This window comes from Pseudomonas sp. XP1 (assembly GCF_053557675.1).
On record NZ_JBNRIJ010000012.1, the window covers coordinates 69483 to 91690 of the forward strand.

22 protein-coding genes and 1 riboswitch are annotated in these 22208 nt (G+C 63.2%); of the genes, 18 read left to right on the top strand and 4 right to left on the bottom strand.

Translation table 11 applies throughout. The annotated features are described in order from the left end of the window. The 14 genes from eutC (at position 1) to ACK1U9_RS13305 (ending at position 13436) form a co-directional block, all read left to right on the top strand. Complete coding sequence (gene eutC / locus ACK1U9_RS13240; RefSeq protein ID WP_046615999.1) at positions 1–819, top strand: ethanolamine ammonia-lyase subunit EutC; 819 nt, start codon at positions 1–3, stop codon at positions 817–819. Between the two features lie 108 nt (positions 820–927). Next, positions 928–1386, top strand: a complete 459-nt coding sequence (locus tag ACK1U9_RS13245) for a GNAT family N-acetyltransferase (RefSeq protein WP_003257044.1) — start codon at positions 928–930, stop codon at positions 1384–1386. A 250-nt stretch (positions 1387–1636) separates the two neighbouring features. Then, positions 1637–2284, top strand: a complete 648-nt coding sequence (locus ACK1U9_RS13250; RefSeq protein WP_046615981.1) for a DedA family protein — start codon at positions 1637–1639, stop codon at positions 2282–2284. 9 nt (positions 2285–2293) lie between these two features. Continuing rightward, positions 2294–3109 (top strand): M90 family metallopeptidase, encoded by an 816-nt coding sequence (locus ACK1U9_RS13255; RefSeq protein WP_153670953.1) that lies wholly within the window; start codon positions 2294–2296, stop codon positions 3107–3109. Positions 3110–3202: 93 nt separating this feature from the next. Continuing rightward, on the top strand, positions 3203–3730 hold the full coding sequence (gene ppa / locus ACK1U9_RS13260; RefSeq protein WP_003255365.1) for an inorganic diphosphatase: 528 nt from the start codon (positions 3203–3205) through the stop codon (positions 3728–3730). Positions 3731–4087: 357 nt separating this feature from the next. Then, the gene (locus ACK1U9_RS13265) at positions 4088–4789 is read left to right on the top strand and encodes an XRE family transcriptional regulator (RefSeq protein ID WP_153670952.1); all 702 of its coding nucleotides are present in this window, start codon (positions 4088–4090) and stop codon (positions 4787–4789) included. A gap of 432 nt (positions 4790–5221) precedes the next feature. Next, complete coding sequence (locus tag ACK1U9_RS13270; protein ID WP_108481560.1) at positions 5222–6373, top strand: efflux RND transporter periplasmic adaptor subunit; 1152 nt, start codon at positions 5222–5224, stop codon at positions 6371–6373. Beyond that, entirely contained in the window at positions 6370–7056 is a 687-nt protein-coding gene (locus ACK1U9_RS13275) for an ABC transporter ATP-binding protein (protein ID WP_085601426.1), read from the top strand. Before ACK1U9_RS13270 ends, ACK1U9_RS13275 begins: the two co-directional genes overlap by 4 nt. Continuing rightward, positions 7056–8267, top strand: a complete 1212-nt coding sequence (locus ACK1U9_RS13280) for an ABC transporter permease (RefSeq protein WP_108481561.1) — start codon at positions 7056–7058, stop codon at positions 8265–8267. The genes ACK1U9_RS13275 and ACK1U9_RS13280 overlap by 1 nt, the downstream gene beginning before the upstream one ends. Further along, a complete protein-coding gene (locus ACK1U9_RS13285; RefSeq protein ID WP_046615974.1) occupies positions 8267–9463 on the top strand; it encodes an ABC transporter permease in 1197 nt (398 codons plus the stop codon). Before ACK1U9_RS13280 ends, ACK1U9_RS13285 begins: the two co-directional genes overlap by 1 nt. A 232-nt stretch (positions 9464–9695) precedes the next feature. Then, on the top strand, positions 9696–11456 hold the full coding sequence (locus ACK1U9_RS13290) for a copper resistance system multicopper oxidase (RefSeq protein WP_108481562.1): 1761 nt from the start codon (positions 9696–9698) through the stop codon (positions 11454–11456). Further along, positions 11453–11797 (top strand): hypothetical protein, encoded by a 345-nt coding sequence (locus tag ACK1U9_RS13295; protein ID WP_046615972.1) that lies wholly within the window; start codon positions 11453–11455, stop codon positions 11795–11797. The genes ACK1U9_RS13290 and ACK1U9_RS13295 overlap by 4 nt, the downstream gene beginning before the upstream one ends. Continuing rightward, entirely contained in the window at positions 11787–12749 is a 963-nt protein-coding gene (locus ACK1U9_RS13300) for a copper resistance protein B (protein ID WP_108481563.1), read from the top strand. The genes ACK1U9_RS13295 and ACK1U9_RS13300 overlap by 11 nt, the downstream gene beginning before the upstream one ends. 9 nt (positions 12750–12758) lie before the next feature. Then, positions 12759–13436 (top strand): c-type cytochrome, encoded by a 678-nt coding sequence (locus ACK1U9_RS13305; protein ID WP_108481564.1) that lies wholly within the window; start codon positions 12759–12761, stop codon positions 13434–13436. A 10-nt stretch (positions 13437–13446) separates the two neighbouring features. Here ACK1U9_RS13305 and ACK1U9_RS13310 read toward each other — a convergent pair whose 3' ends face one another. The 3 genes from ACK1U9_RS13310 to ACK1U9_RS13320 all read right to left on the bottom strand — a co-directional run bounded on the left by ACK1U9_RS13310 (position 13447) and on the right by ACK1U9_RS13320 (position 16613). Continuing rightward, positions 13447–13710: a DUF3077 domain-containing protein gene (locus ACK1U9_RS13310; protein WP_108481565.1), complete on the bottom strand. Its 264-nt coding sequence runs from the start codon at positions 13708–13710 to the stop codon at positions 13447–13449. 156 nt (positions 13711–13866) lie between these two features. Next, on the bottom strand, positions 13867–14109 hold the full coding sequence (locus ACK1U9_RS13315; protein WP_046615968.1) for a hypothetical protein: 243 nt from the start codon (positions 14107–14109) through the stop codon (positions 13867–13869). 326 nt (positions 14110–14435) lie between these two features. Beyond that, positions 14436–16613: a TonB-dependent siderophore receptor gene (locus tag ACK1U9_RS13320; RefSeq protein WP_108481566.1), complete on the bottom strand. Its 2178-nt coding sequence runs from the start codon at positions 16611–16613 to the stop codon at positions 14436–14438. 181 nt (positions 16614–16794) lie between these two features. Between ACK1U9_RS13320 and ACK1U9_RS13325 the strand changes: the two genes are divergently transcribed. The 3 genes from ACK1U9_RS13325 to ACK1U9_RS13335 all read left to right on the top strand — a co-directional run bounded on the left by ACK1U9_RS13325 (position 16795) and on the right by ACK1U9_RS13335 (position 19806). Beyond that, a complete protein-coding gene (locus ACK1U9_RS13325) occupies positions 16795–17487 on the top strand; it encodes a response regulator transcription factor (protein ID WP_108481567.1) in 693 nt (230 codons plus the stop codon). Then, entirely contained in the window at positions 17487–18833 is a 1347-nt protein-coding gene (locus tag ACK1U9_RS13330; RefSeq protein WP_046615965.1) for a HAMP domain-containing sensor histidine kinase, read from the top strand. Before ACK1U9_RS13325 ends, ACK1U9_RS13330 begins: the two co-directional genes overlap by 1 nt. An 82-nt stretch (positions 18834–18915) precedes the next feature. Next, positions 18916–19806: an alpha/beta hydrolase gene (locus tag ACK1U9_RS13335; protein ID WP_046615964.1), complete on the top strand. Its 891-nt coding sequence runs from the start codon at positions 18916–18918 to the stop codon at positions 19804–19806. 180 nt (positions 19807–19986) lie between these two features. On the opposite strand, the gene ACK1U9_RS13340 is transcribed toward ACK1U9_RS13335, so the two are convergent. After that, positions 19987–21192 carry an RtcB family protein gene (locus tag ACK1U9_RS13340; protein ID WP_108481568.1) on the bottom strand — a complete coding sequence of 402 codons (1206 nt, stop codon included), beginning with the start codon at positions 21190–21192 and terminating at the stop codon, positions 19987–19989. A gap of 91 nt (positions 21193–21283) precedes the next feature. Further along, positions 21284–21425, top strand: a riboswitch (FMN riboswitch). A gap of 80 nt (positions 21426–21505) precedes the next feature. On the opposite strand from ACK1U9_RS13340, the gene ribB reads away from it, so the two are divergent. Continuing rightward, the gene (ribB, locus tag ACK1U9_RS13345) at positions 21506–22156 is read left to right on the top strand and encodes a 3,4-dihydroxy-2-butanone-4-phosphate synthase (protein WP_449109944.1); all 651 of its coding nucleotides are present in this window, start codon (positions 21506–21508) and stop codon (positions 22154–22156) included. Positions 22157–22208 lie beyond the last annotated feature (52 nt).

The following is a 22208-nucleotide window of genomic DNA, read 5'->3' on the forward strand; positions in this document are numbered from 1 at the left end:
ATGGACCACCGCACGCCTACCCCCGACAACCCTTGGTTGGCCCTGCGCAACCTGACCCCGGCACGCATCGCCCTGGGCCGCACCGGCACCAGCCTGCCGACCAGGGCGCAGCTGGACTTCCAGTTCGCCCACGCCCAGGCTCGCGATGCCGTGCACCTGGCCTTCGACCATGCCGGCCTGGCTACCCAGCTGAGTGACCGCGGGCGCGAAAGCCTGGTGCTGCACAGCGCCGCCAGCGACCGCAACCAGTACCTGCAACGCCCGGACCTGGGGCGACGGCTGAACGAAGATTCGGTAGCCGCGCTGCGCCAGCACGCCCAGGCCAACCCCGGCGGGGTCGACCTGGCCATCGTCGTCGCTGACGGCCTCTCGGCACTGGCCGTGCACCGCCACACCCTGCCGTTCCTTGCGCGCTTCGAGGAACAGGCCGCCGCCGACGGCTGGACCAGCGCCCCGGTGGTGCTGGTGCAGCAGGGCCGCGTGGCAGTGGCCGACGAGGTAGGTGAACTGCTGGGCGCACGAATGACGGTGATGCTGATCGGCGAACGCCCGGGGCTCAGCTCGCCCGACAGCCTTGGCCTGTACTTCACCTATGCACCGAAGGTCGGCCTGACCGATGCCTACCGCAACTGCATTTCCAACATCCGCCTGGAGGGCCTGAGTTATGGCATGGCGGCGCACCGCTTGCTGTACCTGATGCGCGAAGCGTGCCGGCGCCAGCTTTCCGGGGTGAATCTGAAGGACGAAGCCGAGGTCCATAGCCTGGAGAGCGAACACAGCACCAGCCAGAAAGGTAACTTCCTGCTCGGAAAAGGGTAAAAAACACGTCATGGAAGGCGGATTGCACTTGCACCGCGCATTGGGCAGCATGCCCTTGAAGGCTGATGGCAATCCGCTGTTTCCCCTAACGGACTCTGAGGGCCGCACATGCGCATCATCAAGGCAACCCTGGAACACCTCGATCTGCTTACGCCGATGTTCGTCAAATACCGTGAGTTCTATGGGCAGCTACCCTACCCCGACAGCTCGCGCAGCTTCCTGGAAAAACGCCTGAAGCGGGATGAATCGGTGATCTACCTGGCGCTACCCGATGATGATGACGGCAAACTGCTGGGTTTCTGCCAGCTGTACCCAAGCTATTCATCGCTGTCGTTGAAGCGGGTATGGATTCTCAACGATATCTATGTGGCCGAGGATTCACGGCGCATGCTGGTGGCCGACCACCTGATGCGCGAGGCCAAGAAAATGGCCAAGGAAACCAACGCCGTGCGCATGCGGGTGTCGACCAGTGCGGACAATGAGGTAGCGCACAAGACTTACGAATCCATCGGGTTTCGTGAGGATAACGAGTTCAAGAGCTACATCCTGCCGATCAGCCAGGATTGACCTGCACCGGCCTCTTCGCGGGCTCGCCCGCTCCCACAGGTACAGCACAGCCTTAGCAAGCAGTGATATCCCTGTGGGAGCGGGCATGCCCGCGAAAGGGCCGGTACAGGAATACCCCCTGCCGTAACCCCCCGCTACAAACTCCCCGGGCATGATCCTGACTTAGCCGTATAATGGCCCACCTGTCATGTGTGAAAATTTACCCATTCCCAGGTAACCGAGCCTACGCCCAAGAACACAGGTGCTGTACATGGATTTCAACCCGCTGGACCTTATCCTGCATCTCGATGCCTACCTCGATCTGCTGGTCACCAACTACGGTCCCTGGATCTACGCCATCCTCTTCACCGTGATCTTCTGTGAAACCGGGCTGGTGGTCATGCCCTTCCTGCCCGGCGATTCGCTGCTGTTCATTGCCGGTGCCGTGGCCGCCGGTGGCGGCATGGACCCGTTGCTGCTGGCCGGCCTGCTGATGGCAGCCGCGATCCTCGGCGACAGCACCAACTACGTGATCGGCCGCACGGCCGGCGAACGGTTGTTCAACAACCCAAACTCGAAGATCTTCCGCCGCGACTACCTGCAGCGTACCCACGACTTCTATGAACGCCACGGCGGCAAGACCGTGACCATGGCGCGCTTCCTGCCCATTCTGCGTACCTTTGCGCCTTTCGTCGCCGGCATCGCCCACATGCATTACCCTCGCTTCCTCGGCTTCAGCATCGCCGGTTCGCTGCTGTGGGTCGGCGGCCTGGTGACCCTGGGTTACTTCTTCGGCAACGTGCCATTCATCAAGCAGCACCTGTCGCTGATGGTGGTGGGCATCATCATCCTGTCGCTGGTGCCGATGATCCTCGGCCTGCTGCGTGGCCGCCTGGGCCGCGCGGCCAAGGCGCACTGAAACCTGCCGATGTGGTCGTTCAGCGCCTGGCGGCGCAAGCGCACCTTGGCGCGCTACCCCATCACCGCCCAGCAATGGCAAGCCGTGCGCGAGCGCCTGCCGATGCTGGACGGCATCACGGACGAAGAAGATCGCTGGCTGCGTGAAGCCTGCATCCTGTTCCTGCTCGACAAGCATCTCACCTGCCTGCCCGGCGTCGAGCCGGACGACGAGCAACGCTTGTTACTGGCCGCTCAGGCACAACTGCCGCTGCTGCACCTGGGCGAGCTGAACTGGTACCAGGGTTTCCACGAAATCATCCTCTACCCCGACGACTTCAAGAGCCCTCAGCGCCACCGCGATGCCAGTGGCGTGGAGCACGTATGGGACGGCGAGCACAGCGGCGAGGCGTGGCAGCAGGGCCCGATCATCCTCGCCTGGAACGGCGTGCTGGCCAGCGGTGGCTGGGAGGCCTACAACCTGGTCATCCATGAACTGGCGCACAAGCTCGACATGCTCAATGGCGATGCCAACGGCCTGCCGCCGCTGCACAGCGGCATGCCCGTAGATGAATGGGCATCCGCCATGCAACAGGCCTATGACGACCTCAACCGCCAACTGGACGCCAACCCCGACGCCGAAACCGCCATCGACCCGTATGCCGCAGAGAACCCCGCAGAGTTCTTTGCCGTCACCAGCGAGTACTTCTTTAGTGCCCCCGACCTGCTGCAACAGGCTTATCCACAGGTCTACCGCCAGTTGTCGCTGTTCTACCGCCAGGACCCGCTGGCGCGCCTGCGCCAGCTGCAGGCCGAACACCCGGAATACCGCGAAAGCCACGCCTGACGGGGCCGCACATCAGGCCAGGCGTGGCATGCCCATGCAGAATGTGCCTATAATCGCCGCCACTTTTTTGGTCAAACACGGGGGCACTGCCCAATGAGCTACAGCAAGATTCCGGCGGGCAAAGACCTGCCGAACGACATCTACGTCGCCATCGAGATCCCGGCCAACCACGCGCCGATCAAATACGAGATCGACAAGGACAGCGATACCCTGTTCGTCGACCGTTTCATGGCTACCCCGATGTTCTACCCAGCCAACTACGGCTTCATTCCGAACACGCTGGCCGATGACGGTGATCCGTTGGACGTGCTGGTCGTTACCCCTTACCCGGTAGCCCCAGGTTCGGTTATCCGCGCCCGTCCGGTCGGCGTGCTGAACATGACCGACGACGGCGGCGGCGACGCCAAGGTCATCGCTGTTCCTCACGACAAGCTGTCGCAGCTGTACGTCGACGTGAAGGAATACACCGACCTGCCAGCCCTGCTGATCCAGCAGATCGAGCACTTCTTTGCCAACTACAAAGATCTCGAGAAGGGCAAGTGGGTCAAGATCGAAGGCTGGGAAGGCGCTGACGCCGCCCGTGCTGCGATCACCAAATCGGTTGCTGCCTACAAGGGCTGATGCCGGTTGCATGAAGAACCCCGCCCAGGCGGGGTTTTTTTTGCCTGATGGATGGCTGGTCGCCCTGGCACTGGATGACTTGCCTGCGCAGAAGCAACTGCCTTGCTCAAATTCTAATTGCTGGCGCGATCCCTGTGGGAGCGGGCGTGCCCGCGAACACCGGCGCAGCCGGTGCCAGCCACCGCGTTGGCTTCTTCGCGGGCTCGCCCGCTCCCACAGGAACCGCGCACTTGCTTGGGACAGTAAAAAATCCTACGCAGTCCTACTCCAACGCCCTACAAACAGGCGCCTTTCACACAAGCCTCATCAACATCCGGTTCATATCCTTGCTGGCACCCCGCCGCTACACTCGCCGCCATGAACACATCTGGCGACCGACTCAAAGCCCTCCTCCACGAATGTGGCCTGACCCCTTCCGATTTCGCCGCCCAGCGCAGCGTCACCCCCCAGCACGTCAACAACTGGCTCAAGCGCGGCGTGCCCCTGGCCCGGCTGGACGAAATGGCCGACCTGTTCTGCGTGCATCGTCGCTGGTTGCGCACGGGCGAAGGCCCCAAACACCACAACCCGATCCTGCGCAGCTGCCCGCCAGGGCCGGCGCCCGCCACCCCGCACACGCCGCTGTCGGCGCAAGGCGGCCGGGCGCTGAAGGTGCCTTTTTACGAACTGAACAACGGCCTGCTGTCGCCCGTGGCGGGCAAGCACCTGTACCTGCCCGCAAAAGCCGTGAAAGAATTGGGAGTGCATGCCGACAACGCCATCTGCCTGGCCATGCCCGCCAGCAACATGACCCCGCTGATTCCGCTGCAGGCTACCCTGGCCATCGACCTGGGCATGACTCGGGTGGTCGAAGGCGAAACCTATGCCCTGTTGCACAACGGCGTGCTCAGGGTTAACAACCTCAGCCTCGGCCAGCACGGCACGCTGTACCTGCACAGCCATGATCGACGCAACTATGCGGTCGAACGCTACACTACCGTTCAGCGCCAGACTCAAGGGCTGGAGATTTTGGGCTGGGTGTTCCACTGGTCGCATTTCCGCCAGCAACGGCCCGACTGAAACAACCTGTGCCATTTTTTGCTGGGCATCCTGCGCGCGCCCTTGTATGCTACGCCGCACATTCAGCCCCGACCGGCGCGAGCCGCGGTCCAGAGGGCTCGGCGATATCCCACACGGGCATCTGCCATCTCTTTCAGGCCCTCGATGGCCACACAGTTAAGGCGATTGCGGCTTACCATAAATTAGTCGGAAGCGTCCCCGAGAAGCCGGCCACAAGCCGGCTTTTTAATGCCCGCCATTCTCATCCTCTGAAACTTTCTGCAGCCTTCCCATGGCCGGGGAATCGGCGCTACGAGAGCGAAAAAAATCTCATTCGCCATTTATCTGACACATCGATAACGCTCATCCGAAAATCGTCGGATAAATGGCGTTTTGCATGGAGCTTTCACCCTCCTGTTCTAGGCTCAAGCCATATGGGAGGAGGTGTAGTCCATGCGCAAATTATTGATTGGCTCGTCGATCCTGGCTTGTCTCGTGGTGTTGGGTGGCTGGTTGAGTCGTCCGCAGCCGGTGCAGGTCAGGCTGCTGGAAGTTGAGCGGGGGCCGGTTGAGACGGTGGTGGCCAACACGCGCGCGGGTACGCTGAAGTCCTGTCGACGCTCGCACCTGTCTTTCAATGTCGGCGGCCAGGTTGCCGAGCTGCTGGTCAGTGAGGGCCAGCGGGTCCAGCCGGGTCAGGTGCTCATGCGCCTTCGGCAGGACGAGCAACAGGCCAGGCTGCAGGAGGCCGAGGCGCGGCTGGAAGCCCAGCGCAATAACCGCGAACAGCGCTGCCAGCAAGCTCTGCTGGACCGACGCGACCTTGATCGCCTGGGCCAATTGGCCGACCGCAAGTTGATTGCCGCCGATCGCCTCGATCAGGCCGCGACCAAGGCCAACCTGGCGAAGCTGATGTGCAGCGCCAGTTCCGTGCTGATCCGCAAGGCCGACGCCAGCCTGCAGCTGCAGCGTTCACTGCTCGAACAGACAACCCTGCGCGCACCATTTGCCGGCATCGTTGCAGAAATCAACGGCGAACTCGGCGAGTTCGTCACCCCTTCGCCGCCAGGTATTCCCACGCCGCCGGCAGTCGACCTGATCGACGACAGCTGCCTTTATGTCGAGGCACCGATCGATGAGGTGGACGCTGCCCGGGTTCACCCAGGAACCGCCGTACGGATCAGCCTGGATGCTTTCCGTGGTCAGCATTTCACCGGCCGCGTCAGCCGCATCGCGCCCTACGTGCGCGAACTGGAGAAGCAGGCGCGCACCGTCGATGTCGAGGTGCACTTCGACCAGCCGCCGGCAGACCTGGCCCTGCTCACCGGCTATAGCGCCGATGTCGAGATACTCCTGGAGCAGCATGCGGGTGCCTTGCGCATCCCTACCGAGACACTGCTGGAGGGGCAGCGTGTGCTGCGATATGACCCGAGCGCCCGGGTGTTGCGCGAGGTGCAGGTACAAACCGGGTTGAGCAACTGGCGCTGGACGGAGGTGCTTGCAGGGCTGGACGAAGACGCACGCATAGTCGCCAGCCACGAGCAGGAAGGCCTCAAGGATACTGTGGCTGTGATCCCGGTGGATGCCGCGGAGACCGAGAAATGATCCGCTTGCGCGGCGGCAGCCGCAGCTTCCAGCTGGGCGAGCAGCAGGTGATGGGGCTGGATGGCCTGGACCTGGACATCGCCGCCGGTGACTACATGGCGGTGATGGGCCCGTCGGGCTCGGGCAAGTCGACCTTGCTGAACATCCTCGGCCTGCTCGATGCGCCCAGCGCAGGCGAATACTGGCTGCAGGGCGAGGCCACGGCGGCGCTGAGCGAGGCGCGCCGCGCCCAGTTGCGCAGCCGACTGATAGGCTTCGTTTTCCAGTCCTACCACCTGATCGCACGGCTGACGGTGCTGGAAAACATCGAGCTGCCGATGGTCCTCGCCGGCATCGGTGCGGCGCAACGGCACAAGCGCAGCAGCCAATTGGTGGCCCGCCTGGGGCTGGGCGAGCGCATCGCCCACCGCCCGGCCGAACTGTCCGGTGGCCAACGCCAGCGCGTGGCGATCGCCCGGGCGATGGTCATGCAACCGGCGCTGCTGTTGGCCGACGAGCCCACCGGCAATCTCGATAGCCAGGCTGGCGCCGAGGTCTTCAGCCTGCTGGAGGAGCTCAACGGCGAGGGCCTGACCCTGATAGTGGTGACCCATGATGCCAACCTGGGCGCCCGCGCACAGCGCCAGTTGCACATGCGTGACGGGCGGATCCACAGTACTGCGCCGCAGCGGGCGCTGGCCTGATGCGCGCTGCCGATGCCCTGGGCTTCTGGCTAGGAGCCTTGCGCGGGCATCGCTCGCGCAGCTTGATGCTGCTGCTGGCCATCGCTATCGGGGTGGTTGCGGTCAATCTTCTCACCGGTCTTGGTGCGGGAGCGCGGGCCTTCGTCCTGAATGAGTTCTCGCTGCTCGGGCGCGACATCCTCATCGTTTTCCCGGGGCGCAAGGAGACCACCGGGCGAATGCCGCCACTCACCGGCCTGACGCCACACGAGTTGACCTTGCAGGATGTCCAGGCCATCACCCGGTTGCCGGGCATCCGCCGGGTCGCGCCGCAGCAGGCCGGGCAGATGGAGGTGATAGTCGGCAACCGCAATCGTGAAGTGCTGACGCTGGGCACCACCCGGGACTTCTTCGCCATTCGCCAACTGACGGTCATACAAGGCCAGCCCCTGCCCACGCTGGACCCTGAGCAGGCCGAGGCCGTCTGCGTGATCGGCGGCAAACTCCGGCGCGAGCTGTTCGGGGCTCGCCCGGCCTTGGGTGAATGGTTGCGCGCTGGCGACCGGCGCTTCCGGGTGGTCGGCATTCTCGGTGAGCGGGGCGAATCGCTGGGGATGGATTTCGCCGAGATGTTGATCATCCCGGTAGCCAGTGCCCAGGCATTGTTCAATAGCGAGGGGTTGTCGCGGGTATTTGTCGAGGTGCATGGTCCGAGCTTTCTCGAACGTGGCAAGCAGCTGATACTCGCCGCGCTAAAGGAGCGCCACGAGGGTGAGGAAGACGTCACCCTGGTCAGCCAGGACAGCCTGCTCAGCGCCTTCGACCAGATACTCGCGGTGCTGACCCTGGCGGTGGCCGGGATTGCCGCGATCAGCCTATTGGTGGCAGGCATCCTGATCATGAACGTGACCTGGATTGCGGTCAGCCAGCGCAGCGCCGAGATCGGCCTGCTCAAAGCCATAGGCGTGACGGCGGCGCAGCTGCGCCTGCTGTTCCTCGGCGAAGCGGCGCTGCTGGCCCTGACGGGGGCGCTGGCGGGGCTGCTACTGGCCGAAACCTTGCTCTGGCTGGGGCGCCTGGCATTCGATCTGCCGCTGCATGCACCCTGGTGGGCACGGGCTGGCGCAGTACTGCTGGCACTCGGCACGACGCTGCTGTTCGCCTGGCTGCCGGCCGCTCGGGCCTCGGCGCTGGAGCCGGTGGCGGCGCTACACCCGCCGGGAGCGCACTGATGCGCTGGCAAGATGGTTTCCGGCTGACCAGCTCGGCGCTGACCTGCCGCCCGCTGCGCAGCCTGCTGACCCTGCTCGGGGTAGCGATCGGCATAGCCGCCGTGGCGCTGCTCACTGCCATAGGCGAAGGCGTGCGCGGCTACGTGCTGGAGAACTTCTCGCAGTTTGGTACACGGATCATCACCGTGCGCCCCGGCAAGACCCAGACCAGCGGCCTCGGCGGCCTGCTCGGCAGCGTGCGGCCACTGACCATCAGTGACACCGACGCCCTGCGGCGCTTGCCGCATGTCGAGGCGGCGGTGCCGATCATTCAGGGCAGCGGGAATATCCAGTTCGGCCAACTGAGCCGGCGCAGCGACATTCTCGGTGGCGGCCATCAGATGGCGCGGGCCTGGCGCATGCAACTGAGCCTGGGCGAGTTCCTGCCGCCGGCGCGTCACGGCCGTTCGCCGCCCTATGTGGTGCTCGGCCATCAGCTGCGCACTGAACTGTTCGGGGCTCGCAACCCGCTGGGTGAGCTGATCCGTGTCGGCGGCGTGCGTTTCCGGGTGATCGGCGTGATGGCGGAGAAAGGCCAGTTGCTCGGCTTCAACCTCGACGATATCGCCTACATCCCGGTGGATTGGGCGGAAAGCCTGTTCAACCGCACCGGTGTGGTCAAAGCCCATGTGGTGTTTGGCGCAGGTACCACTTCACGGGCATTGAGCCGGCAGATTCGCGAGGTGCTCGGCGAACGACACGGTGCGGAGGACTTCAGCCTGACCACCCAGGACGACATGCTGCGCAGCTTCAACCGCGTTCTTGGCACACTGAGCCTGGCCATTGGTGCCTTGGGGGGCATTTCGCTGCTGGTAGGCGCCGTCGGCATTCTCACCATCATGACGACCACTGTGGGCGAGCGCACGGCAGAAATCGGCCTGTTGCGGGCGATTGGCGCCAGTCCGCGGCAGGTACTTGGGTTGTTTCTCGCTGAAGCGACGCTGCTGTCCCTGGCCGGTGGCGTGCTTGGCCTGCTGTTGATGGGCCTGCTGCTGGGGCTATTGCACCTGGCCATGCCGAGCCTGCCTTTGGCGCTGCAACCGCTGTTTCTGTTGCTGGCGCTGCTGCTGGCGGCGGTACTCGGCATTCTCGCCGGCCTGGCCCCGGCCGTGCGGGCGGCCCGCTTGCATCCGGTGGCGGCGCTGCGCATCGAGTAGCGGCCAGGCCAAAGAATCCCCTGATGGGGCTGCAAGGCGGCCACAGATTCTGCATGCCATGCGCTTCATCAGTCATACCCACCACAAGCTGACAGAAAAGTAATCTGAAGCTCAGCCAGCTGACAGCGCAGGTCCGCTAGCGTTAAGGAAGATTGTGGGGCTTCTCGACCCACGGCTGGGGCGTTCAACCGCCTGAATACCAGCAACTTTTCGACTGACTGGACGCAACGGCATGCAAAGCAAAACCACCAGACGCTCCTTCGTCAAAGGCCTGGCCGCTACCGGACTGCTTGGCGGGCTGGGCATGTGGCGCGCGCCGGTCTGGGCCGTGACCAGCCCCGGCCACCCGACTGTGCTGAGCGGCACCGACTTCGACCTCTACATCGGTGAGCTGCCGGTCAACATTACCGGCACTGCGCGTACAGCGATGGCCATCAACGGCTCCATCCCAGGGCCGATCCTGCGCTGGCGCGAAGGCGATACCGTCACGCTACGTGTGCGCAACCGCTTGCAGCAGGACACCTCCATCCACTGGCACGGCATCATCCTGCCGGCGAACATGGACGGCGTGCCGGGCCTGAGCTTCCATGGCATCGCCCCCGACGGCATGTATGAGTACAAATTCAAGGTCCAGCAAAACGGCACCTACTGGTACCACAGCCACTCCGGTTTCCAGGAGCAGGTCGGGGTTTATGGCGCCTTGGTCATCGATGCGAAGGAGCCTGAGCCATTCACCTATGACCGAGACTACGTGGTCATGCTCAGCGACTGGACGGACGAAGACCCTGCACGGGTGCTGTCCAAGCTCAAGAAGCAGTCCGACTATTACAACTACCACAAGCGCACGGTGGGTGATTTCGTAAACGATGTGAGCGAGATGGGCTGGTCCGCCGCGGTAGCCGACCGCAAGATGTGGGCCGAGATGAAAATGAGCCCCACCGATCTCGCTGATGTCAGCGGCTACACCTACACCTACCTGATGAACGGCCAGGCCCCGGACGGTAACTGGACGGGCGTGTTCAAGCCGGGCGAGAAAATCCGCCTGCGCTTCATCAACGGCTCGGCCATGACGTATTTCGATGTACGAATTCCCGGCCTGAAGATGACCGTTGTCGCGGCGGATGGGCAACATGTCAAACCCGTTGCGGTCGACGAGTTCCGCATCGCCGTTGCCGAAACCTACGATGTCATCGTCGAGCCCGAAAGCGAGCAGGCTTACACCATCTTCGCCCAAGCCATGGACCGTACCGGGTATTCCAGGGGCACCCTCGCTGTTCGCGAAGGCTTGCACGCCCCTGTCCCAGCTGTCGATCCACGGCCGATCATTTCCATGAGCGATATGGGCATGGACCATGGCGGCATGAACCACGACAGCATGGCCGGCATGGATCACGGCGACATGGCTGGCATGGACCACGGCAGCATGGCCGGCATGGACCATGGCGACATGGCTGACACCAGCGCGCCCATGCAGAGCCACCCAGAGTCCGAGACCAACAACCCCCTGGTCGACATGCAAACGATGACCCCGACGCCAAAACTGGGCGATCCGGGCATCGGCCTGCGTGACAACGGCCGCCGTGTGCTGACCTATGCCGACCTGCGCAGCACTTTCCCGGACCCGGACGGCCGCGCGCCTGGTCGCACAATCGAGCTGCACCTCACCGGCCACATGGAAAAGTTCGCCTGGTCCTTCGACGGCATCAAGTTCTCCGATGCCGAGCCACTACGCCTCAAGTATGGCGAGCGCCTGCGCATCACCCTGGTCAACGACACCATGATGACCCATCCCATCCACCTGCATGGCATGTGGAGCGACCTGGAGGATGAGAACGGCAACTTCATGGTGCGCAAACATACGATCGACATGCCGCCTGGCTCAAAACGAAGCTATCGCGTCACGGCAGATGCCCTGGGGCGTTGGGCCTATCACTGTCACCTGCTGTTCCACATGGAAATGGGCATGTTCCGCGAAGTCCGTGTGGACGAATGAACTGGAGAATCGAGATGAGCAAACCAACCAAACGAAGCGCGTTTTTCCTTTCTGCCGTGATGGCCGGCCTGTTTGCCGTGTATGCCCCGCCGTCGTGGTCCGGCGACAACCAGCAACCTGCAGATGGCGCAAAAGCCAAGGGTGCTCAAGGCATGGACCATGGTTCGATGAAGGGCATGGATCATGGCGCCATGAAGGGCATGGACCACGGCTCGATGAAGGGTATGGACCATGACGCCATGAAAGGAATGGACCATGGTTCGATGCAAGGCATGGACCACGGCAAGATGATGGAATCGCATGGTGGCGATAAAGCTGAGGCAGGGAAAGATGCTCAATAGCCTGGCACGACCATCGCTGCTGGCATTGACCGTTTCGCTCGGTGTGCTGGGTGCTGCGCCCAGCTTCGCCGCTGAAGAAATGGACCATTCGACGATGGACCACGGCAAGATGGATCATGGCAGCATGCAGGGCATGGACCATGGCGCCATGGATCATGGCGCTATGAACCATGGAACTATGAACCATGGAGCGATGGACCATTCGAAAATGAACCACGGCTCGGCGGATACGCCAACAACCAGCCGTACCCCGATCCCGGTGCTGACAGATGCCGACCGCCAGGCAGCCTTCCCCCCATTGGGTGGGCATCAGGTGCACGACAGTGCGATCAACAGCTTTTTCCTGCTGGACCAGCTCGAGTATCAGGATGCCGATGAAGGTAGCACGCTGGCCTGGGATGCTTCTGGCTGGGTAGGCGGCGATATCAACCGGCTGTGGATCCGCTCCGAAGGTGAACGCACCAACGGTGTCACCGAGGATGCCGAATTGCAGCTGCTGTACGGCCGCTCGATCAGCCCATGGTGGGATGTGGTTGCCGGGGTGCGCCAGGATTTCAAGCCTGAATCCCCCCAGACCTGGGCGGCGTTCGGTATCCAGGGCATGGCGCTTTACGACTTCGAAGCCGAAGCCACCGCGTTCATTGGCGAGAACGGCCAGACTGCCGCGCGCCTGGAAGGCGACTACGACATTCTGCTGACAAACCGCCTGATCCTGCAGCCGACCGCTGAAGCCAATTTCTATGGCAAGAACGACCCTGGGCGCGGTGTGGGTTCGGGCCTGGCAAATACCGAAGTCGGACTGCGCCTGCGCTATGAAATCGTCCGCCAGTTCGCCCCCTACATCGGCATTACCTGGAACCGTTCCTACGGCAAAACCGCCGATTTCATCCGCGACGAGGGTGGTGATGTGGATGAAGCGCGTTTCGTGGCCGGTATCCGCATGTGGTTTTGAGAACCAGACATGAAAAGAACAATAACAACGCTTGTTGCAGCAGGCGCGGTGGCCAGCGTGGCCGTGCTAGGTGCTGCGTACTCCGGTCTGGTCAACGTCGGAGCCGATGATCCCCATTTCCCCGCCGTGCATGCCTTTCTGGCCATGGCACGGGAGCGCTCGATCGCAGTGCGGGCCAGGGACATCGAGGTGCCAGACCTCAAAGATGAAGCGCTGATCCGTACCGGCGCCGGTAACTACAATGCCATGTGCATCGGTTGCCACCTCGCCCCTGGCGTCGAGAAGACCGAGCTCAGCCAGGCGCTGTATCCATCGCCCCCCAACCTGGCCAAAAGCGGGATTGGTGGCGACCCCGCTGCGGCGTTCTGGATCATCAAGCACGGCATCAAGGCCTCCGGCATGCCGGCCTGGGGCAAGAGCATGGGCGATGAATACATCTGGGGCATCGTCGCCTTCCTGGACCAGCTACCCCAGTTGAACGCCCAGCAGTACAAAACGATGGTCGCGGCCAGTGGCGGCCACCAGCATGGTGGCGGCGAGAGTGAAATGCACAACCATGAAGGCCAGCACCGCGGCAACGTGCCTGGCCACCATGGTGAGCAGGCCTCGGGCGCAGCCCAGCATGATGAGGGGCATTCAAAGGCGCATACTCATCGCGATGGCAAGGCGCACATCCACAAGAACTGAAGGCAAGCACTCACTGCTTCATGCCCAACTCAGCATCATCCATCAGCGCCTTGGCCATCGCACTCAGGTAGTGCGCAGCCCAGATCATCATCGGCTTCTCATCCATCAGGCCGGTGATGGTCAGTTCGCGGACATAGCCCATCAACTCTGAGGACTGTTCGCGGGCGTCTCTGCACGGGATGCCGGACTCGATGCGGAACAATGGGTGGGTGCTGTTTTCGCCCTGGTAGAAGGTGGTTTTGCCGACGGTGAATTGGGTGTCTTCTGTGGTCATTGTTGAATCCCCTGAAAATTCTCGACTGCCTGGACAGGCCCTTTCGCGGGTGAACCCGCTCCCACAGGTACTGTGCAACTCTTGAGTACTGTGGTGACCCTGTGGGAGCGGGTTTACCCGCGAAAGGGCCGGCCCAGGCGACACATCAATCAAGCCTCAGTGCAAAGTCCTGGGCCCAGTGGGCATCTGCACCTGAATCAATGCCGATTCCAGCAAAGCCCGCAGCGTCTCCAGTTCATGCATCGACGTCATCATCAAAACCGACGCCGGCGACTTGGGCTGCAGCTGCATGGCCTGATGCACAACGGTCGCAGCGCACAGCGCGTAGTCCGTGGCCTGGGCCAGGGTGTCTTCAAGGGAATGAATATCGTGGGGTGGATCGGGGACAATCTTAAGCATGGTGACACTCTCTATAGGTTGGCTAGAGCTGCCACTCATGACTTGCAGTGTGATGGGTGGCAGCCACGTACGGGTCTGCAAGACCGGCAGAGAGCAAAATCCGGCAGGTTCGAAAACCTCCCGTACGCAGCCACCATTAAGCGCGCGCAATGGCATGCCATTGGCATCGGTGATCGGCATTTTGCTCTGGACAGGCTTGCAGGCCCGGTCGCTGATTTGGCAACGACTGGGCCACACTAGGCCGCCAGGAGCACCACCGCAATGGCTCAAGGGCGCTAGGAAGCTATTTCAGAAATGGCCTACGCGCAACGGGAAAAATCTGATTATCAGAAGTCATACCGCGCCCCAACCATCATGCTCCGCGACGGCCCGTAGAAGTTGAACGTCGAGGTTGACCCCACCCGCGACAGGTAGTCTCGGTCGAACAGGTTGTTGATATTGAAGGTGGCCGTCAGCTTCGAAGTAACCGGATACGACAGCATTGCATCCACAGTCGCATAGCCTGGCGCGTCGATGCGCACACCGCCGTTCTCGGAATAGAAGTTGCTCATCGCCGAAATACCGCCACCAATGGCCAGGCCGTTCAGCGGCCCTTGGCTGATGGTGTACTTGCTCCACAGCGATGCCTGGTTGCGCGGCATGATGAAGAAGGTGGTTTCGGCATCTCCCTTGAGGGTTTCGGTTTCCATCCATGTGTAGCCGGCCAGCACTTCCCAGTTCGGCGTCAGCTTGCCGCTCACTTCCACTTCGGCGCCTTTCACACGGGTCTTGCCGGATGCAACAGAGTCAGTGGTAGCCACGCCGTCGGCGTCATACACGGTGGTCGCGCGGTTCTTGTCGGTCAGGCGGAACACCGAGAAGCGAGTATTCAGGTCGCCGCCGAAGTAGCTGCTCTTGAGGCCGAACTCGTACTGCTCGCCCTCACGCGGCTTGAGCACCCGGCCATTGCTGTCGGTGTCGGGCTGCGGCTTGAACACCTGCGAATAGCTAGCGTACAGCGCGTGGTTCTCGTTCAGGTCGTAGACCAGGCCGCCATACGGGGTGAAGTGGCCATCCACGCGTTTGCTGTCGTTGGTGGTGGCGCCGCTGCTGAGGGTGGTGGTGTAGAAGTCACCGCGATACCAGCTGAAGCGGCCGCCGGCGATCAGCGCCAGCCGCTCGACCGGGCGGAAGGTGACCTTGGAGTACAGGCCGTATTCCTCTTCCTGCATACCGGTCTCGGTGCTGTAGTTGGGCGATGGCTTGGCGAACTGCTTCGGCGAGTATGTGTTGACGTTGATGGCGCCCAGGTTGGTAGTGCCGTTGAGGTACTCGGTGTCGTAGTTCTTGTAGTCGCTGCCGACCACGAATTCGCTGACCTGGCCGAAGGTTTCGAACGGCTGGCTGTAGCTGGCGTCCAGCGAGTAGGTGTCCTGGGTGAAATCGCGGGCGCTGGCGCGCTCGGAGTTGGCGCCAGTGGTGGCGTTGGTCGCGGTGAAGGCGTACAGGTAATTGGTGTCCCGGTGCGAGCCACGGGCAGCGACACGGCCATAGCCGCCGTTATCGAAGCGGTGGGTCAGCTCGGCGACCAGGTCGGTGGTCTTGCCGTCGAAGTAATTCCAGTCAGCACCCAGGAACTTCGAATGGCTGAAGTCGGGTACTTCGCCGGACAGCGTTGCCGGATAGCCGTTGTGCGGTGTGATGTTCTTCACTTCATGAATCAGGCCGAACGACAGGGTGGTGGCGTCGTCCAGGTCGACGTCCAGCGCACCGTAGTAGCTGTTGCTGGTGTTGGCGTTGTAGTCGACTTCGCCATTGGTGTCGTCACGCGAGGCGATGAAGCGCCCGCGCACGCGGCCGGCATCATCCAGCGGCCCGCTCAGGTCGATTTCTTCGTGGTTGGTGTCCCAGGTGCCATAGCTGCCTTCGACGTGCCCCTGGAACTCGGCGGTCGGGCGCTTGCGCACCATGTTGACGATGCCGCCCAGTTCGCTGGTACTGCTGAACAACCCGGCCGGGCCACGCATGATCTCGATACGGTCGAATGCCGCCAGCGACGGTACTGTACCGAAGATGCTGGCCATGGGTGCCGGCAGGCCGTCGATATTGAACTCGCTGTACTCGTAGCCACGGGCATAGATCGACGATCGGCCACTATCGTTGGTCAGGGTTCGCAGCCCGGCGGTGTACTTGGCCAGGTCATCGAGGTGCACGAACTGGCGGTCCTTGACGTAGTCCTGGGTGTAGACGGTGATCGATTGCGGGATGTCCTTGAGCGCTGCGGGGGTCTTGGTACCCACGGTGGCGGCGTCCACGCTGTAGCCGCCGGTTTCTTCCGACGGCAGCATGTCGTACAGGCGGTTGCCTTCGATGGTCAATGCCGGCAGGTCAAGTGCGCTGTCATCGGCAGACACCTGGGTCGCTACCGATTCGGCCAGTGCCGACAACGAAAACGGCGCAAGCAACCCCAGCACCAGCCAGCCCCGAACCCGTCGCGAGTCCCCCAAACTTTTGAAACTGCTCATGACACACCTTCCCCCAAATGGTAGTGATTCGCAAACGAAACAAGTTGCTTTTTGCGAACGATACCGAAGGGAAATCGGGGGTGCAGCAGGATTAACCTTCTTAACACATCCAGCCGTTGCCCTCGCCCTGCCGGCAATGGGATGATTCGTAACTGATACGAATTCTCATTCAAGGCTCGCCGTGCCCACCTCACTCCTCCTAGCCGAAGACGACGCACGCCTGCGTCAGGACCTGGAACGCCATTTCCTCAACCGGGGTTTCCGGGTGCACGCATGCGCCACCGGCGGCCAGGCCCTGGCTGCCATACAGCAATCACGGTTCGAGCTGGTGCTGCTGGACATCATGCTGCCGGGCGTCGATGGCCTCAGCCTGCTCGACGAGTTGCGCCGGCAGCAGGCGGTGCCGGTCATGCTGATGTCGGCACTGGGGGCCGAGCAGGATCGCATCAGTGGCTTTACCCGGGGCGCGGACGATTACCTGCCCAAGCCCTTCAGCCTGGCCGAGCTGGACGCCCGAGTCGATGCATTGCTGCGGCGTGTGGCGTTCGATCGCGGTATGGTGCTGCGTGCCGACGTCGGCGAGGTGATGCTCGATCACGACCGCCAGGACGTTATCCACAATGGCAAGGCTGCCGGCCTGACCGCGTCCGAATTCCGCTTGCTGGCCACCCTGTGGGCCCACCCCGGCGAGGCCTTGAGCAAACCGTTTCTCTACCAGACCGTGCTGCACCGGGCCTACACCCGCCTGGACCGCGGCCTGGATGTGCATGTATGCAACCTGCGCCGCAAGCTGTCCGACATCGCGGCCCAGCACCTGCAGATCCAGGCCATACGCGGCCAAGGGTACATCCTGGTCGACACGGAACAAGCCTGATGCGCCGTCATCCCTTGCTATGGAAACTGGCCGTACTGCAGGTCGGCTTCTGCCTGTTGCTGACCTGGCTGATCTGGACCTGGGGCCTGTCGGTGGAGCGCAGTACCTACTTCCTGTCCCAAGCCGACCAGGACTACCTGGCGCGCTTTGCACAGCAAGCCGAACAGGCCTGGGAGCAAGGCGGCGCGGCGGGTGCCGAAGCCTGGCGCAGGCAACTGGAAAAGGCCGAGGGCACTTGGGTGGCGCTGGTCGGGCCGCATCTGCAGAGCCTTGGCAGCACCCCACTGAGCGCTGAGGAAGCCAGCCACCTGACCTTCATGCGCAAGCTCGACTGGCCTATGAGCCGACGCCTGCAGGATGAACTGCCCTACGTCAGCATCGAGTTCCCGCAGCATCCCGAGCACGGTCGCCTGGTAATCCAACTGCCCGAGCACCTGTTGCCTACCGGCCTGACCCCATGGACCCATGTGATCACCCATGGCGTTGCCCCCACACTGCTCGCCCTGCTGCTGGTTCTGGCACTGTACCGCCACCTTGTGGTGCCACTGAACCGCCTGCGCGACCGCGCCGACGCCCTGCGTGCCGACGACCTCGACAGCCCGGCCCTTCCCCTGCAGGAGCGGCGCGATGAGCTTGGTGAACTGGCGCAGGCCTTCGAGCACATGGCCGGGCGCCTGCGCCAGAGCCTGGAACAGCAGCGCCTGCTGCTACGCACGCTGTCTCACGAACTGCGCACCCCGCTGGCGCGGTTGCGCATCGCCCATGACAGCAGCTTGCCGCCGGCCCAGTTGCGCGAGCGCCTGGACCGCGAGGTCACCGACATGCAAAAGCTTCTGGAGGACACGCTGGACCTGGCCTGGATGGACACCGAACAGCCCAGCTTGCCGACCGAACCGGTGTTGATGGTTTCGGTGTGGGAGGCCTTGTGCCAGGACATCTGTTTCGAAAGCGGCTGGGACCGCGCCCGCCTGCCCTGCTCACTAGGCACCGACTGCGTGGTGCAAGCCCACCTGGATAGCCTGGCCCAAGCCTTGGAAAACCTGATGCGCAATGCCATCCGCCACTCGCCGGCCGAGGGCCGGGTCAGCCTGGATGGCTGGCTGGAGGGCGACTGCTGGCACCTGCGCCTGAGTGACCAAGGCCCCGGGGTGCCGCACGCCGAGCTCGAACGCATCTTCAAACCCTACCAGCGGCTGGCCGACAGCGGCGCGGGCTTCGGCCTGGGCCTGGCCATCGCCCGCCGCGCCATCGAACTGCAAGGCGGCCGCTTGTGGGCCAGCAACGGTCACCCGGGCCTATGCCTGCACATGACTTTGCCGATGGCCCAGGACTGTTTAGAAAGTTAATGCGCTTTACGCTCAATCAAGACTGATTATCATCTGGGTATTCCTGCCTTGCGCTCCTTGCAAAGCCCTGATGAGAAACCTGATGAGCAAGATGACCCTGACGCTGGCTTTGGTGCTGGCCCTTGCGGCCCCTGCTGCCCTGGCGCAGCCCGAGCATCAACAGAGGATGGATACCTCGCTGCTGCAGCGCCAGGACCTGGAGTACCGCTTCAGCCAGCTCGACCTGGACTCGGCCGATGGCCAGCGTCATTACCGCTTGTGGGTCGGCAAACCAGACCGCCCGGCGCCAGCAGCAGGTTACCCGGTGCTGTGGATGCTCGATGGCAACGCCGCGCTGGGGGCGCTGGACAGCCCGCTGTTGAGCAAGCTTGCCGCCGGCCAGGCGCCATTGCTGGTAGCCGTGGGGTACCAGACCGATCAGCGGATCGATCGGGTCGGGCGTACCTATGACTACACTCCGGCGTTGCCTGGGCAGGCTGAGCAGTTGGACGCGTTGACCGGGCAACCGAGCGGTGGCGTGGACGAGTTCCTCGATCTGCTGAGCGAGCGCATGCGGCCGCTGGTGGCGGGTGTGGCACCGATCGACCTGCAGCGGCAGACGTTGTGGGGGCATTCCTATGGTGGGCTGGCCGTGCTGCATGCGCTGTTCACACGGCCTGGGGCTTTCAGTGCCTATGTGGCGGCCAGCCCTTCGCTGTGGTGGCATGACGGTGCGATCGTGCGTGAGGCGCAGGGGCTTGGCCAGCGCTTGGGTAGCAGCCAGCCTAGGTTGTTGCTGATGCGTGGGAGTGAGGAGCCGGCTAACCCGCGCATGCCGGTGCAAGGGGATGAAGAACGGCCGGCGCGGGAGCTGGTGGCAGACCTGGCCAAGGTGCCGGGGTTGCAGGTACGGTTCGAGCGGATTGACGGGCTGGGGCATGGGCCGATGTTACCGGCCTCGCTGAAGCGGGTGATTGAAGGGATGTCCCGATAACCTGCACTGGCCTCTTCGCGGGTAAACCCGCTCCCACAGAGCCACCACAGGCTTCACCTTCAGTAGCAACCTGTGCCATCACAGGCTTCATCTTTTCGTGGCAACCTGTGCCCCACAGGTTCACTCGATTTCTGGGGAGCGGGTTTACCCGCGAAGAGGCCGACACAGGCAGTCTCCCCGTCAGCCCTTCACACACACCACCTGCCGCAAGGTATGCACCACCTCCACCAGCTCCTGCTGCGCGCGCATCACCGCATCGATGTCCTTGTAGGCCATGGGGATCTCGTCGATCACCTCCTTGTCTTTGCGGCATTCCACATGAGCCGTGGCCCGCCGCTGGTCTTCCACGGTGAATCGGCTCTTGGCCTTGGTCCGGCTCATCACCCGGCCGGCACCATGGCTGCAGGAACAGAACGATTCCTCGTTGCCCAGCCCTCGCACGATGAAGCTCTTGGCGCCCATCGAGCCGGGAATGATGCCCAACTGCCCTTTCTGCGCCGACACCGCCCCTTTGCGCGTCACCAGCACTTCTCGCCCAAAATGCTGCTCGCGCTGCACATAGTTGTGGTGGCAGTTCACCGCTTCCAGGCTGGCTTCAAACGGTTTGCCCAGCGCCTTGCGAGCCGCACCGACCACTGCCAGCATCATCAGCTCGCGGTTCTGCCTGGCGTAGTCCTGCGCCCACTCCACCGCTTCGACGTAGTCGGCGAAATGGCGGCTGCCCTCCTCGAAATACGCAAGGTCCTTGTCCGGCAGGTTGGCCAGGTGCTGGCGCATGTCTGCCTGGGCCAGTTCGATGAACAGGTTGCCAATGGCATTGCCCACGCCCCGGGAGCCGCTGTGCAGCATGAACCAGACGCGGTCGGCCTCGTCCAGGCACACCTCGATGAAATGGTTGCCGCCGCCCAGCGTCCCCAGGTGATGACGGTTATTGGTCTTCTCCAGCCGCGGGTACTTGTCGGTGATGGCCTTGAAGCGCCCGGCCAGCTGCGCCCAGGCCTTGTCCGCCTTGGCTGGCACATCGGCCCAGGCGCCCTGGTCACGTTTGCCGAAGGTCTTGCCATGCGGCACGGCGTGCTCGATGGCATTGCGCAGGCCATGCAGGTTGTCCGGCAGGTCGCGGGCGTGCAGCGACGTGCGCGCGGCGATCATGCCGCAGCCGATATCCACACCCACCGCAGCGGGAATGATTGCGCCAACCGTGGGAATGACGCTGCCGATGGTAGAGCCCTTGCCCAAGTGCACGTCCGGCATAACTGCCAGGTGCTTGAAGATGAACGGCATCTTGGCCGTGTTGAGCAGTTGCTTGCGGGCATCGTCTTCGACCGGTACGCCGTCGGTCCACAACTTGACCGGCTTGCCGCCGGCGACCTGGAGAATGTCCATGGGGCTGTTCCTCGAATGCATACCGGCATGATACCGCCAAAGGTCGTAGGGCCGTGGGTTGCCAGCGAGGTGGCAATGTGCTGTATGCTTGGCGGGTCTTCAGGGCGGGGTGAAAGTCCCCACCGGCGGTAAATCGAAAGATGAGCCCGCGAGCGCCCCGGCCATGCCGGGGGTCAGCAGATCTGGTGAGACTCCAGAGCCGACGGTCATAGTCCGGATGAAAGAAGGCGTCAGGCAGGGGCCATCCAGGCGCCCCTGCGCGCGCATTTTGTTCGCCCCGAGACGTTCATCGATCATTCACGAGGAGCGTTTCATGTTCACCAGGCACCACCCGCAATTCCCCAATGTCAGCGCCGCCATCGCCGCCTTCCAGGCCGGTCGCCCGGTGCTGCTGCTCGACGACGACGACCGCGAGGACGAAGCGGACATCATCGCCGCCGCCGAGAACATCTCGCTGCAGACCATGGCCATGATGATTCGCGATTGCAGCGGCATCGTCTGCCTGTGCCTGGACGAGGCCACCGTCGACGAACTGCAACTGGCACCCATGGTGCAGAACAACCAGGCCCGCCACGGCACCGGCTTCACCGTCACCATCGAGGCGGCGGAAGGCATTACCACAGGGGTGTCCGCCCAGGACCGCATCACCACCATTGGCGCGGCACTGCGCTCCACCGCCGACCAGCGCCATATCGTCAGCCCGGGGCATGTGTTCCCGCTGCGCGCCCGCAATGGCGGGGTGCTGACCCGCCGTGGCCACACCGAAGGCTCGGTAGACCTGGCACGCCTGGCCGGGTTGCGACCGGCGGCAGTGCTGTGCGAACTGATGAACCCCGATGGCACGATGGCCCGTGGCGAGCAGGTGGCGGTGTATGCGCGGCAGTACGATCTGCCGGTGCTGACCATCGAGGAACTGGCGCGGTACCGTGAGGCCATGCTGGAGCTGGAAGCAGAGCCAGCCTGATCCACCGGACGGGGCCGCTTTGCGGCCCATTCGCGGGTAAAACCCCACCCCC

Coding starts and splice junctions, on each gene's coding strand:
- ACK1U9_RS13290 (WP_108481562.1), top strand. CDS start 9,696: ATGCAAAGCAAAACCACCAGACGCTCCTTCGTCAAAGGCCTGGCCGCT.
- ribB (WP_449109944.1), top strand. CDS start 21,506: ATGTTCACCAGGCACCACCCGCAATTCCCCAATGTCAGCGCCGCCATC.
- ACK1U9_RS13280 (WP_108481561.1), top strand. CDS start 7,056: ATGCGCGCTGCCGATGCCCTGGGCTTCTGGCTAGGAGCCTTGCGCGGG.
- ACK1U9_RS13245 (WP_003257044.1), top strand. CDS start 928: ATGCGCATCATCAAGGCAACCCTGGAACACCTCGATCTGCTTACGCCG.
- ACK1U9_RS13270 (WP_108481560.1), top strand. CDS start 5,222: ATGCGCAAATTATTGATTGGCTCGTCGATCCTGGCTTGTCTCGTGGTG.
- ACK1U9_RS13255 (WP_153670953.1), top strand. CDS start 2,294: ATGTGGTCGTTCAGCGCCTGGCGGCGCAAGCGCACCTTGGCGCGCTAC.
- ACK1U9_RS13275 (WP_085601426.1), top strand. CDS start 6,370: ATGATCCGCTTGCGCGGCGGCAGCCGCAGCTTCCAGCTGGGCGAGCAG.
- ACK1U9_RS13315 (WP_046615968.1), bottom strand. CDS start 14,109: ATGCTTAAGATTGTCCCCGATCCACCCCACGATATTCATTCCCTTGAA.
- eutC (WP_046615999.1), top strand. CDS start 1: ATGGACCACCGCACGCCTACCCCCGACAACCCTTGGTTGGCCCTGCGC.
- ACK1U9_RS13310 (WP_108481565.1), bottom strand. CDS start 13,710: ATGACCACAGAAGACACCCAATTCACCGTCGGCAAAACCACCTTCTAC.
- ACK1U9_RS13335 (WP_046615964.1), top strand. CDS start 18,916: ATGAGCAAGATGACCCTGACGCTGGCTTTGGTGCTGGCCCTTGCGGCC.
- ACK1U9_RS13330 (WP_046615965.1), top strand. CDS start 17,487: ATGCGCCGTCATCCCTTGCTATGGAAACTGGCCGTACTGCAGGTCGGC.
- ACK1U9_RS13265 (WP_153670952.1), top strand. CDS start 4,088: ATGAACACATCTGGCGACCGACTCAAAGCCCTCCTCCACGAATGTGGC.
- ACK1U9_RS13305 (WP_108481564.1), top strand. CDS start 12,759: ATGAAAAGAACAATAACAACGCTTGTTGCAGCAGGCGCGGTGGCCAGC.
- ACK1U9_RS13340 (WP_108481568.1), bottom strand. CDS start 21,192: ATGGACATTCTCCAGGTCGCCGGCGGCAAGCCGGTCAAGTTGTGGACC.
- ppa (WP_003255365.1), top strand. CDS start 3,203: ATGAGCTACAGCAAGATTCCGGCGGGCAAAGACCTGCCGAACGACATC.
- ACK1U9_RS13300 (WP_108481563.1), top strand. CDS start 11,787: ATGCTCAATAGCCTGGCACGACCATCGCTGCTGGCATTGACCGTTTCG.
- ACK1U9_RS13250 (WP_046615981.1), top strand. CDS start 1,637: ATGGATTTCAACCCGCTGGACCTTATCCTGCATCTCGATGCCTACCTC.
- ACK1U9_RS13295 (WP_046615972.1), top strand. CDS start 11,453: ATGAACTGGAGAATCGAGATGAGCAAACCAACCAAACGAAGCGCGTTT.
- ACK1U9_RS13285 (WP_046615974.1), top strand. CDS start 8,267: ATGCGCTGGCAAGATGGTTTCCGGCTGACCAGCTCGGCGCTGACCTGC.
- ACK1U9_RS13320 (WP_108481566.1), bottom strand. CDS start 16,613: ATGAGCAGTTTCAAAAGTTTGGGGGACTCGCGACGGGTTCGGGGCTGG.